19 protein-coding genes and 1 pseudogene are annotated in these 11,964 nt (G+C 26.6%); 2 read left to right on the forward strand and 18 right to left on the reverse strand.

The window, feature by feature from the left end:
- Window positions 1–145: 145 nt before the first annotated feature.
- The 9 genes and pseudogenes from psyc5s11_RS14880 to psyc5s11_RS14920 all read right to left on the reverse strand — a co-directional run.
- Window positions 146–517 carry a hypothetical protein gene (locus psyc5s11_RS14880; RefSeq protein WP_224033290.1) on the reverse strand — a complete coding sequence of 124 codons (372 nt, stop codon included), beginning with the start codon at window positions 515–517 and terminating at the stop codon, window positions 146–148.
- Window positions 510–926, reverse strand: a complete 417-nt coding sequence (locus tag psyc5s11_RS14885; RefSeq protein ID WP_224033291.1) for a hypothetical protein — start codon at window positions 924–926, stop codon at window positions 510–512. The genes psyc5s11_RS14880 and psyc5s11_RS14885 overlap by 8 nt, the downstream gene beginning before the upstream one ends.
- Window positions 877–1,539 carry a hypothetical protein gene (locus psyc5s11_RS14890; RefSeq protein ID WP_224033292.1) on the reverse strand — a complete coding sequence of 221 codons (663 nt, stop codon included), beginning with the start codon at window positions 1,537–1,539 and terminating at the stop codon, window positions 877–879. Before psyc5s11_RS14890 ends, psyc5s11_RS14885 begins: the two co-directional genes overlap by 50 nt.
- Window positions 1,540–1,571: 32 nt before the next feature.
- Window positions 1,572–1,997, reverse strand: coding sequence for a hypothetical protein (locus tag psyc5s11_RS14895; RefSeq protein WP_224033293.1), 426 nt, complete (start codon window positions 1,995–1,997; stop codon window positions 1,572–1,574).
- Window positions 1,988–2,470 (reverse strand): ComGF family competence protein, encoded by a 483-nt coding sequence (locus psyc5s11_RS14900; RefSeq protein WP_224033294.1) that lies wholly within the window; start codon window positions 2,468–2,470, stop codon window positions 1,988–1,990. The genes psyc5s11_RS14895 and psyc5s11_RS14900 overlap by 10 nt, the downstream gene beginning before the upstream one ends.
- Entirely contained in the window at window positions 2,433–2,861 is a 429-nt protein-coding gene (locus tag psyc5s11_RS14905; RefSeq protein ID WP_224033295.1) for a hypothetical protein, read from the reverse strand. Before psyc5s11_RS14905 ends, psyc5s11_RS14900 begins: the two co-directional genes overlap by 38 nt.
- The gene (locus psyc5s11_RS14910; RefSeq protein ID WP_224033296.1) at window positions 2,858–3,304 is read right to left on the reverse strand and encodes a prepilin-type N-terminal cleavage/methylation domain-containing protein; all 447 of its coding nucleotides are present in this window, start codon (window positions 3,302–3,304) and stop codon (window positions 2,858–2,860) included. The genes psyc5s11_RS14905 and psyc5s11_RS14910 overlap by 4 nt, the downstream gene beginning before the upstream one ends.
- The gene (locus psyc5s11_RS14915) at window positions 3,304–4,446 is read right to left on the reverse strand and encodes a type II secretion system F family protein (RefSeq protein ID WP_224033297.1); all 1,143 of its coding nucleotides are present in this window, start codon (window positions 4,444–4,446) and stop codon (window positions 3,304–3,306) included. Before psyc5s11_RS14915 ends, psyc5s11_RS14910 begins: the two co-directional genes overlap by 1 nt.
- Window positions 4,439–5,134 (reverse strand): annotated as a pseudogene (locus tag psyc5s11_RS14920) (GspE/PulE family protein); the annotation flags it as partial. The gene psyc5s11_RS14915 and the pseudogene psyc5s11_RS14920, both read right to left, overlap by 8 nt.
- A 132-nt stretch (window positions 5,135–5,266) precedes the next feature.
- Here psyc5s11_RS14920 and psyc5s11_RS14925 point away from each other — a divergent pair.
- Entirely contained in the window at window positions 5,267–5,401 is a 135-nt protein-coding gene (locus tag psyc5s11_RS14925; protein ID WP_375541954.1) for a hypothetical protein, read from the forward strand.
- A 654-nt stretch (window positions 5,402–6,055) separates the two neighbouring features.
- On the opposite strand, the gene psyc5s11_RS14930 is transcribed toward psyc5s11_RS14925, so the two are convergent.
- Entirely contained in the window at window positions 6,056–6,664 is a 609-nt protein-coding gene (locus tag psyc5s11_RS14930; RefSeq protein ID WP_224033299.1) for a TetR/AcrR family transcriptional regulator, read from the reverse strand.
- A gap of 146 nt (window positions 6,665–6,810) precedes the next feature.
- Between psyc5s11_RS14930 and psyc5s11_RS14935 the strand changes: the two genes are divergently transcribed.
- A complete protein-coding gene (locus tag psyc5s11_RS14935; RefSeq protein WP_224033300.1) occupies window positions 6,811–7,497 on the forward strand; it encodes a hypothetical protein in 687 nt (228 codons plus the stop codon).
- A gap of 270 nt (window positions 7,498–7,767) precedes the next feature.
- Here the strand turns inward: psyc5s11_RS14935 and psyc5s11_RS14940 are convergent, their stop codons facing one another.
- The 8 genes from psyc5s11_RS14940 to psyc5s11_RS14975 form a co-directional block, all read right to left on the reverse strand.
- Window positions 7,768–7,986, reverse strand: a complete 219-nt coding sequence (locus tag psyc5s11_RS14940; RefSeq protein WP_224033301.1) for a helix-turn-helix domain-containing protein — start codon at window positions 7,984–7,986, stop codon at window positions 7,768–7,770.
- 193 nt (window positions 7,987–8,179) lie between these two features.
- Entirely contained in the window at window positions 8,180–8,413 is a 234-nt protein-coding gene (locus psyc5s11_RS14945) for a hypothetical protein (RefSeq protein ID WP_224033302.1), read from the reverse strand.
- Between the two features lie 10 nt (window positions 8,414–8,423).
- The gene (locus psyc5s11_RS14950) at window positions 8,424–8,636 is read right to left on the reverse strand and encodes a LexA family protein (RefSeq protein ID WP_224033303.1); all 213 of its coding nucleotides are present in this window, start codon (window positions 8,634–8,636) and stop codon (window positions 8,424–8,426) included.
- 12 nt (window positions 8,637–8,648) lie between these two features.
- Window positions 8,649–9,008, reverse strand: coding sequence for a hypothetical protein (locus psyc5s11_RS14955; protein WP_224033304.1), 360 nt, complete (start codon window positions 9,006–9,008; stop codon window positions 8,649–8,651).
- Window positions 9,009–9,143: 135 nt separating this feature from the next.
- Window positions 9,144–10,307: a ComEC/Rec2 family competence protein gene (locus psyc5s11_RS14960; RefSeq protein WP_224033305.1), complete on the reverse strand. Its 1,164-nt coding sequence runs from the start codon at window positions 10,305–10,307 to the stop codon at window positions 9,144–9,146.
- Window positions 10,308–10,445: 138 nt separating this feature from the next.
- Window positions 10,446–10,916, reverse strand: coding sequence for a cell wall-binding protein (locus tag psyc5s11_RS14965; protein WP_224033306.1), 471 nt, complete (start codon window positions 10,914–10,916; stop codon window positions 10,446–10,448).
- A 329-nt stretch (window positions 10,917–11,245) separates the two neighbouring features.
- Complete coding sequence (locus psyc5s11_RS14970) at window positions 11,246–11,416, reverse strand: hypothetical protein (protein ID WP_224033307.1); 171 nt, start codon at window positions 11,414–11,416, stop codon at window positions 11,246–11,248.
- Window positions 11,417–11,655: 239 nt separating this feature from the next.
- Window positions 11,656–11,916, reverse strand: a complete 261-nt coding sequence (locus psyc5s11_RS14975; protein ID WP_224033308.1) for a hypothetical protein — start codon at window positions 11,914–11,916, stop codon at window positions 11,656–11,658.
- Window positions 11,917–11,964: the final 48 nt, after the last annotated feature.

The following is an 11,964-nucleotide window of genomic DNA, read 5'->3' on the forward strand; positions in this document are numbered from 1 at the left end:
TATAATATAATTACAATGTAACTTCAACCTCGAATATTAAGTTTAATACTTAATCGTTGACATAACACTCATATTTTATCAAAAGAATATAAAAATTGCAATTACTTCTGATTATTTTTCAGTAAAAATTTATATTTCTCGTATTTTAGACAACATCTTTAACGCTTATTTCTAATACAATTGAGTTTTCATCTTTATTTTTATTTATAATGTAATCACTTATATTATAATTTTCTAATTTTGATATTTCATTTAATAGCTCTTCCTTATTGCCTTCTATTTTTATTTTTACATACCATTTTTCATTAATCTCATTTGCAGATAAAATGGTCTTTTCTTTCAAACAATTTAACTCCTCATTAAATTCTTTTAAAGTTTTATGATTATATATAATCTTTTGTGCATTGTTGTATACTTTGATATTTTTTCCTTTATCAATTTTAATTATATAAAAAACTTGTACAATAGCCAATACAATCATTACTATTATAACTATATATTTATACAATTTATTCATTTAAGCTTACTCCTAGCTTATATTTTCCATTGCTATTTAGATTTACATCACTAATCTTTATTAAACTATTTAAACTAAGCTCATCAATTTTATCTATATCATTTACAACAACTTCACCATTATTATTAGCTATATATGCCTCTTCAACTTCATCTTTAAGCATGTTTTCTATCCATATTTTTATGTCATTTGAATTGATTTTATTTGGTCTACTATCATATATAGCACTTTTATTATCTATAGGCTTTTCCTTAATTTCACTCATACTTTTAGTTGTAAATGGAATCAAAAGTAAATTTATTATTAGAAATAGTGTAAATATCCTATTTTCTGTTTTATTTTTATTTACTTCTATTTTGTCATAAAATTTTTCTGGAATGAAATCTTTGTTTTTCATATATTTTTTCATTGATTAACTCTCCTATATTGATTTTTATTATGTTGAATTTATTTGTAAGCGCTAAATCTCCAAGTGAAGTATCAACGTACATTTCTCCAAAATCATTATTTTGAACTATTTTATCCAAAACTATTTCTTTATCTTTTTCTATATAATTGTAATAAAATAATCCTCCTTTAAATGATATGTAATAATAATGTTCATTGAATTTTATAAGAACTTTACAATTAAAAATATTATTCTTTAGAATTTTCATCATTACTTCTTTAACTATAATTTGAATTGGTTTAACTTCTATATTTTTTGCTCTTTCAGATATCTTCTCTATTCTTTTAGCACCCTTTATATAATATATAAAAATCGAATTATTACTTTTCTCAAAATTATATAATATATCTCCATTTTGTGGAAAATCATTATTGATCTTATACTCTATAAAATCATACATTTTGCTTCTTTTGAGCTCACTTTCAAACTGTTTTACATAAAGTTCTTCTTCGAGTATTACTATTTTTATATTAGATTTTAACAAATTATTTATCTCATTAACTTTATCAAAATCATATTCTTCTTCATTATAAATAAATGAGTTTTTCTTTATAATAACTATAGATTTTTTCATTTTTAATTTTCTCCTTAAGCGAAAATACATTTTTATTCTGAATTATTTTCAAATTTATATGTTGGAACTAGAATTATTTTTTCATTTCTAAGAATATATGTTATTTCTCTTCTTCTTTTCTTTTTCTTATCTTTATTAGTTGTTAAAAAAATTTTATCATAGTCTTTATCATACTTAAAGCTATTATCTTCTATCTTATTATCAACCTCTTTTGGAAATGTATCCTCTTTATCATCCCTTAACTCCTCTGCTCTTTTTTCATTAAGTTCTTTCATAAACTTATTAAGAATTACTTCTTCATCTTTATCTAAATCATATATATCTTTATCAAAGTTATATAGAGTGGCTATTTCATTATTATTTCTCATCATCTTATACAAAAAACATCCAAGCATACTCATTAAAGATAGTATTATTACTGTACTTATTAAAACTGTAGCTTTCTTCTTTAAATACATTTAATAAATTCCTTTCCCTCTTTATCATGTATTATTAAATAAATTAGTTTTCCTTTCTTCTTAACTTCAAGATAATTTATATTTTGAATCATAGTAGGTATCGGACCAGATTCAGTATATTTTGCAACAATGTCCCCATTATAAGATTTAATCACTATGTCTGACTTACCTGATTTATTATCCATTAAAAATAAAATATATCTATCATCTACTACTATGTTTTCAAGTCCTATATCAGGTATAATATTATCTAAATTTATATAGAAATTTTGATAGTTGTTATATTTAATAGTTAGCTTTGTTGCTTCTATATAGGACTTATACATTAACACAAATAAATTTATTCCATCTGCTAAGATCATTGTTGTCAAAAAAATATATACTAAAGATTCAATAATCGTAAATCCTCTTTTTTTCTTTGAAGTAATATACTTTTTAAATCTCATCCATCCACCAACTTTTAGTGAATTCATTTTCTATGTTTACTTCGCTTTTTTCGATTTTAATATTTGCTTGAATCTTTAATTTTAATCCTATACTATCTTCTCCAAGATTAATTACCTCAATATCGCCTCCACGTTCAAGCTCTGTAATACTCGTATCAAGTAATCTTTTTGAGAAATCACTATCATATTTAAATCCTACTTTCTCATGGCTTAATAATTCTTCAATTTCTTTTTTAGACATATTATATTTAAATTCATTGGTTAAATTATATAAATCTCTATTAACTTCCTCGAGTAAAATTCTTTCTTTTAAGACATCTGTATTTTGTATGCTTGCACTTATAATAAAGGTAGTAGTTAATGTCAAAATCATAATTGAAGCTACAACCTCAATCAAAATGCTTCCTTGCTTCTTCATAAAAAATCACCATCTTTAATAACAATTAAATCTACTCCAACACCAATTGTTATCTCTTGTCTCTGCCCATATTTATCTATAAGTTTTATTGTATTACCTTGTGCTATTTTTCCACTCGGAGTTATAAATACACTTATATCATTATTAATTATTTTTATTTCTTCAGGCAATTTTATTATCTTTTCTATATTGTCCTCTCCTTCTATAAAACGGATTTCATTTTCTCTATACTTTACAGTTATTTTTCCATATTTATTTTTCTCCATGCAAACTGCTTTTCCATAGGAAAGTATATTTTGTATTTCATAAACACATTCTGTATTTTCCATATCATGTGATAAAGTACTTCCTAATTTACTTAGTGATAAGCCTACACTAAGTAAAATACTTAGTATAAATATACTGACTACCGTTTCTATTAATGTAAATCCATAGTTCTTCATTATCTCATTCCACTTTTTAAGTTATTAAATAATGGAAGTACAAATCCTAGCAAAAATAGAACAATAAAAATAGCCATTATGACTACAAAAGTTGGACTTATGAATCCAAGATATTTCTTTATTTGTTCGAACAATTTATATTCTAAACTATTGGATAGCTCTTTAAAGCCTTCTTCTATAGTTCCACTTTCTTCTCTTATTTTTATAATTGCCAATGTATATTTTGAGAATAGTCTACTTTTTTCCAATGCTTCTGTAAGTGTACTTCCCTTTAAAATGCTTATATTTATTTCTTTTATCTTCTTTCTTAAATACGGATAACTCATGCTATTTTCACAATATTCAAGAGCCTGTGAAATATTTATTCCTGTACTAGTTATTATTGAAAAAAGTAAAACCATAATATACTCAAAAAAAGATTTTACTATATTTATTTTTGTAAACCTCTCAATATTAATTTTCTTAAAAAGACACTTTATAAGTATTATCGATATTAATCCCCATGAAATCATAGTTATAGTTGTAAGTAATGGATTGTTTTTTAAAGTACTATTTATATCATATAAAAGTTTACAGTTTGCAGGTAACTCAATATTCATAGACTTATAAATTTCACAAAAGCTAGGAATCACTTTGTTTACTAAAAATATAATTAATATTATCATTGATACTAATATAAATATTGGATAAGCACTTGCATTTTTAATTTCCTTTTTAATAAAGAGCGATTTCTCGTAATAAATATTTAATCCTTTTAATACCTCATATAATTTACCAGTGTTTTCACCTATAGAAATTATTCCTATAAAAAATTCAGGATATAATTCTTTAAATTGTGAAAATCCTTCCGATAAACTTTTCCCTTGCTTTATAAGCACCAAAACTTTCAACATACTCTTTCTATATGTTTTATTCGGCAAAGTATCCGCAACTAATTCTAATGCTGTAGTTATCGGTATTCCATCCTTATAAATTTGTGCTAAATTACTTGCAATTAATAATAATTGTTCTTCATTTACTTTAGATTTAAATTGTAGTCCTAATGTTATATTGTGAAAACTAAAACTCTCAAGTACTTTACTCATATCAAAGTTTAATTTAGATTTTACATTGATTTTATTTCTAATATTACTACTATTCATTTAGTCTTTCTCCCTCAATAAACTCCAAATAATCATTGTTAGATATTTGCCCTTTAAATAACAAGTTTTCTAAGTCATATTTCATATTCTTATTTGATAAATATGTACTGTCTTCATATAATTCCTCTATATTTTTCTTGTTTTTATCTTGCAAAAAATAAACAGCACTTACAATTTGTCTACCTGCATAACCAGAAAAGTTACAAACTTTACATCCACATTTCTTATATATTGTTCTTTCATTAATTGAATTTTTATAATCTATCTCTTTGCATTTATTACACAAAGTTTTTATCAATCTTTGTGATATTATGCCAACTAATGCATCACTTAATAAATAAGGTTTAATTCCCATGCTCTCTAATCGTAAGTAAACTTCTCTTGCTGACTTACAATGAATTGTGCTATACACCTTATGACCTGTAATTGAAGCCTTTACAGCCATGTCTGCTGTTTCTTCATCTCTTATCTCCCCAATCATAATAACATCAGGATCTTGCCTTAAAATGCTTCTAAGTCCATTTGAAAAGGTTATGTCTAATTTATTATTTAAACTCATTTGGTTAATATTCTCCATAACAATTTCAACGGGATCTTCAAGAGTCGTAATATTCAAGGATTTTGAATCAATTTCCTTTAACATAGTATATAAAGTTGTACTTTTACCAGATCCAGTTCCACCATTTATAAAAGCGCAACATTTAAAGAAGTATTTGCTTCATATACTATCAGTTACAGAGAATTTTTAATTGAAAATTTGCCTGAAGATACAATTGCAAATAAAATTCGTAAAATTAGATATCTTAATGGGTTATCGCAAATGGAATTTGCCAAAAAGATAGGTAAAATAGACATTACTGTTTCACAGTGGGAAAGAGAACTATTTAAACCTAACATAACTTCTAAAACCTTAATCATAAAAATATTTAATCTTCCTAAAAATTATTTTGATTAAATATTATATATAATGAAGACAAAATTTAATATGATTGAATTATATATCCTCTATGAGTATTATCTTCAACTTATAGCAATAATATACATGAAGAAGTTTTTTATTAGACTGTATTTTAAAACAATGTTGATTTTTATATAAGAAATTTTATTTTATAGGGACCTACTATGTAGATATGACGTAGTAAATTATAAAAATGCTCTTTGAAAATTGAATAATACGATTTTTACAAAATATGCTAGAATTAATGCAGAATAGTAAAATATTATGCATGGTTTTTTGTTTTCCACACTGGGCTTTTGTGCATTTTCTTTTCAATTTCTATGATAGATTGAATAACAATGAAGATATCACCTCTGTCGTTCCATTAGCAATAGACTCCAATTCCTTTTCTTTTTTTAAAATTAAAAGAAAGAAGAGAACGCATAGCCTTATTAATTATTATAATCTTCCATCATCATTGACATGGTAAATTGGTAGGAATAAAAGTAAATAACAAAATATATACCAATATGCTTAAAAGGAGGGAAAAATACATTGTCTAAAAAGTACAAGAAGAAACCAAAAGTAAAGGAAGAACTTGATCCGATTTCTAGAATGCTGGTATTACAAGTTCATCCATATCATGTATCACCCTAGATCTCAATTGTGCAATCACTTAATATTATTTTCAATTATATCGAGTGGACTTTTAAGCACAGTGTAGCTTATTAAGTCTGCCAATTCTTCTGGAGAAAGGTTAATATCTGATTGAATCCAGTGTATTATCATGGCAAGATTACCATTAATAACACTCTCAATGATATATTCTTTTTTTAACAATTCTTTACCTTTTGCTGTCATAAGAACAGAATGAAACCTCTGGGTAAAATTATTCCTCATCGCCCTTTGGAAAGACTCTCTAAAATTGGGATGACTATGAGGACTCATAAGAATTTTGAACAATTTTTTATTTTCAACAATATAATTAAATATAGGTTTAAAATATTGAGCAAATTCGTTATCTTTTCGCGAATAATAAAAATAATTAACTTCTTTATCAAGTTTAGCAAGGGCGTCTAATTGCTCATTTTCAATTGATGTGACAAGATCCTCCAAATCCATATAGTGAAGATAAAAGGTGCCACGGTTTATTCCAGCAGATTCAGTCAAAGACTTGATATAAATCTGTTCAAGTTGCTTTTTAGCATATAAATCCAGAAAGGCCTTTATAATTTTCTGACGAGTGCGATGCATTTTTGTAGAATCAATATTTGTATTCATTGGTACCTCCATAAATATTTTTTCGTTAATTCAACATATTCAAATTTAGTGTTCATTGATTATGAAGAATTTCGTAATATAATATAAGTATAAAACAACATAGTGTTGCTTTCAATTTAGTTTATAATAAATGGAGGTAGAAAGTTATGAATACTACAAAAAATTCACCCTATTCAGCTACTGCTTATATTGGCGAGGAATGCCTGACTGATCAAGATATTCAGAATATAGAATTAGTGAGGGCTCGCAGATCACTTGCTTTTTTGAAGAACAAAATTGGTAATGATGCAATGGTAACCCTAATAGAGGAAGAACTTAACGCAGCTACCATTCAAACTGAAAAATGGGCTAACGAGTCAAATGGAGAATGGAAGTCCGGATTTGTCGTGATGGAAATGCCAGGAGTGAGTGCAGAACAATTCCATTCCTGGTTCATTGGTATGATGGAAAGAAATGAAGGGAGTGCATTAGGTGTCGCCCATCCCGATCACTATCTCAATCGCATGTTGCCAGATGGACGAGGTGAGGTGATTGAAAACTTAGGAGAATTCGAATATCCGTGGCATATGTTCTTGAATTTTACTGCTATCGATTCTACAATACCAGTTCTAGCAGATAAAGACTACCCAATTGGTTTTGCTGCAATTGTAAAAAGCACAAACGGAAAAATAATTGCTTACGCATTACATGAACTGCGCGACCACAAAGACGGAATGCAGGCAAAATTAGCTATAATTTTACCTAAAGCCGCACCAGACACCCTTATACGTGGGCATTTAAATCACTTCTCTATTGAATTTAGAAATTGGTATAATGCCATGTCCGTAAAATAGAAAATAGTTGCATATTATTCATAAATTATGAATCAATAAAAATAAATAGCAAATTGTAAAATCGTATTATTCAATAGATTGAATTTGCGATTTTTTTGTTGCGTAATACTACTCATTATGTACATTTTTTAATCTGATTTTATTATAAAATTCTTTTTTTTAAATTGCACGCAAATTACCATTTTAAATTAACATTCATTTAAAACATATCCTAATATTAATCCAAATATAAAAATATTCTTCCCTCCTCGCGAAACAAGAGCACTAAAATCAATCAGTGCTCTTGTTATTTGGTTCATATTTTAATATATCTGTAAGATCACATTCTAAAACTTCACATATTTTATCAAGATGTTCTAAATTAACTCTCTCAACTAATTCATTATAAAGCTCAGATATAGTATTAGGTCTTATTCCAGTTTTTCTAGCTAAATCAGCTTGACTCCATCTTTTCTCCCCTAATACTCTAGATAAATAAATTCTTATCATATGTAACATCTCCTATATCGGGGATTAGAATTTTTACTATATCAATAAGTTTTAATGTACTTTACCCAATAACAAATATTGATATAAACTATCGTATTACGTTATTGGGCAGTTTCTAAGAAAACTCTAAATTTTCACTTTCATTTTAACACAAATTATAATTTTTATAATATTTTGTTAGATAATATCAATTCTAGTTAAGAATAAATTTACTTATGGTATTAAACATTTTTACTTCCACATTTTTATCTTCTCTAGCTTTTTTAAATATTACTTCTAAATTATTTTTATTATATAATTCATGATAATTCTGTTGTAAATATCTATCTACTGCATTAATTAAATTTTTTTCACTATTCTCGCATTTCATATGTTCTCTAAAATAAGACTGTATTTCAGAAAAATCATTTTCTACTTCTTTTACCATAAGTACCTCCCTAACTTATTTTTTGTATTCTTATACTTCTACTACATCCCTTTTCTTTCAATATATATCCTTCTTTTTCTAATCTATTTATATATCCCTGTATTGTAGATGTTGAAGATATTCCTGCAAGTTCACATATTTCTTTAACTGTTGGTGGTATACTCTTCTTTTCAATATAGTTCTTAATAATATTAAATATTTCTTTTTGTTTCTCGGTTAGCATTTGATCACCCCACTATCTTATGTCTAATATTTTCTTTAAGTACTCAGATTTGATTTCAAGAAAAGCATCTATATTCAATACACAAAGCTTTATTCTATTTGTTGTTGCATCTATCTTAATATTGCACTTTTCTGGTAATATATTTTTTTGTTTAAAATCTATATATACACCTTCCTCTTCAATAGTTTTATGGTTTATTAATGCTTCCTTTAAAATCTTCAGATCAAGTAAAAATTGAAATCCAACTTCATATATTCCAAAACTTGCATAACTACTTTGGCATACAACTGTACACTCATATTCATTTGTTTTTATATTACATTTATTTTCATTAGTATAGAAAAGACATTTTGCTTCATTAAAAAGACACATAGTAGCCCTCCATACATCGAATGTTTATTCGCGCGAACTTATGTTTGTTTATATATTACTACTTTTAGATTATTTTGTAAATATCAACATAAAAAAACTAGAAGAAATTCATCTCCTAGTTTTGATATATATTAATTAATGACATTTAGAACATGGAGTTAGTCCTTTAGCTTGAGCATCAGCTAGTGACATTTGAGTTGGATTTTTCATATTGCTACAAGTTTTGGTGCTATGATATACTTTAGCAGTTTTATTAGCAACCCAAACCATTTCTTCATTTTGATTTGCGCTAGTAGTATTAGTTTTTAAATTACTATCTGCCACAACAGGTGCAACAGTACTAGAGTTTTTTGTTGCTGCTTCAGTTTTATCGCCTGCTACATTAACGCTATTATCAATTGGATTAACATTAAATGTTATATCTGTACCATTTGAAGTAGCTATAATAGTTCCATTTAAATCAGTTCTGAAAGTCTTAATCTGCTTACTATTAAGTTTGTCCAATGTCTTTTGATGTGGATGTCCATAATCATTACCTTTGGCATCACTTATTATTGCATATTTAGGATTAACTTTATCTAAGAAAGCTTGGCTTGTAGAGCTTATACTTCCATGATGTCCAACTTTTAATACGTCCGCTTGAATATCAAGTTGTTTTGCTAGTATTTCACCTTCAGATAAAGCTTCAGCATCTCCATCAAACAAGAATGAGTTGTTTCCATACTTTAACTTACAAACTATAGAGTAATTATTTAAATCTTCATATTTATCACTGTTTGGTGCTAAAAATGTTAATGTAGCATTCCCTATAGTAAGTACATCCCCTACTTTTGGTACAGTTAATTTTAAATTTTTACTTTTTAAAGCATTTATCATATTTTCAAAAGTTTTTGTTGTAGTTATAGCTTTAGGAGAATAAAAAGTCCCAATATTGAATTCATTGATAACATCATCCATACTGCCTATATGATCTTCATGAGGATGTGTTGCAATTACATAATCTAATGTAGTAACTCCAATAGATTTAAGATAATTCAAAGCTTTTTTATCACTAGTTCCTGCATCTATTAAAATATTCTTACCTTCTACTTGAATTAACTCACTATCTCCTTGCCCAACATCAATATAATGAATTTTCATTTCTCCTGATACTTTTGCAGTTTCTGTTATTACTGATGTATCTGTTGCTGCAGCTGCATTATTTACACTACTAGCTTGTGGTACTTTGCCACATGAAATCATGAATAATGCAAACAGTATAACTAGCAATAAACTCAATAATCTTTTATTTTTCCTCATTATTATACTCCCCTCTCTATTATTAATAATTGTATATTAATAGAAATCTTTGTCAATAATATTAACGAAAACATGATAATTCAACTAAAATAGAGGTAGTATTAATGATCACCTATACTACCTCTTAAAACTATTTCCTTACCAGCACTTACTGCAACGTCCAAACCCTTCTTTTTCAGCTTCTGCTACAGTAGTTTTTGTTGCTTTGCTTGCGTTCATATTCCCACAATCAGGTTTAGAATGATATTTGCTACCTGTTGCTGATAAATATGCTGTTTGACTTTGTGTATCTCCTGCAGTACTTGCAGTTGATCCACTATTATTTCCACCAGTATATGAAGTTGTTGTATTAGGTATATTAGTTGTCCATGCTCCACCGCTACTTAAATAATAGCCATCAATTGTTGTATCATGAGCCATATAGCCATCTGAAGAAAAGTAATACCAATTTCCATCAATTTGTTTCCAACCAGTAGAATATGAACTTCCTTCTGTATTCCACCAGCCTTTAGAATCACTTTTCCATTCTGCATGAGCTGTTACTGGAGCTATTGCTAATAATGTTAATACTGTAACAAAACTCGCAATAATTCTTTTAAATTTTTTCATTACTCAATTCCCCCTTTATTTTTATATACTGTTAAATATTTCTACATATTTCTCTAAATCCCTTTATTATTTGTCAAATATACTAAATGTACAAATTTCATATGTCTCCTAATATTTAATACAAAAAAATGCAGCCAAATTAATGACTGCATCTTTTTTTATATTAAATTATGAGGAGCAAGGGGATTTGGGATATCTTTTGGATATCTTTATAATAACATACTATTATACGATAATCTATATTATTTAATAATATTTATTTATTATTTTTCAACAAATAAAAAATGAGGTAGATTAAACTTTAACGTCTAACCTACCTCTAAAAATAATTATTGAGCTTGTAAAAATCTTTCATAGTTCTCTATTTTATCCTCTCTATTGGTATTTTTTAACCATCTACTATAATCCGAAATATTTTCTTCTAACTTCTTTATATTTATTATCTTACCATTTATGCGCTTTCTTTCTACATACATATTAATTTTGATTATATTTCCCATTTTTTCACCTTCCTTTAATACTTATAATACAATTAAATTATTAAATTAAAATATTTAAAACTCTTAAGAAAACCTTAAATTATTAATTATTTCTCGATACAAATAAGGGGAGTAGCAAACAAGATTTCTCTTGCCTACTACAAAAAACTAATAAAAAAACTTTTAGCAATTTTTATTATAACTAAGCTTCCTTAACATTAGCTGAATGTATTATAACGTAACTAAAATATATTCTAGTTTTATACTATTTCTTCTACTCCTAATAATATAGGCCCCTTCTTATCTTGAACTTTAATATATACTTTCACCATTTTTATCCCCAAATTTTTTATTATCGTTTTCACTTTGCATATAAAATAGTAATCTTCGTCCCCTTTCTTAATCACTGCTATAGGATAAAAAGTCAATCCATTTATTCCATCTAAGGCTATTCTTAATATTTGTTTATCTTCCACTGCAACTGTAGTTCTTATTCTTAATTCTCCACTTTCTTTTATCATCACATCCTATCCTTTCCAATAAATATATTATCATTATTTTTTGTCATC

This window comes from Clostridium gelidum, assembly GCF_019977655.1.
Lineage (GTDB): Bacteria > Bacillota > Clostridia > Clostridiales > Clostridiaceae > Clostridium > Clostridium gelidum.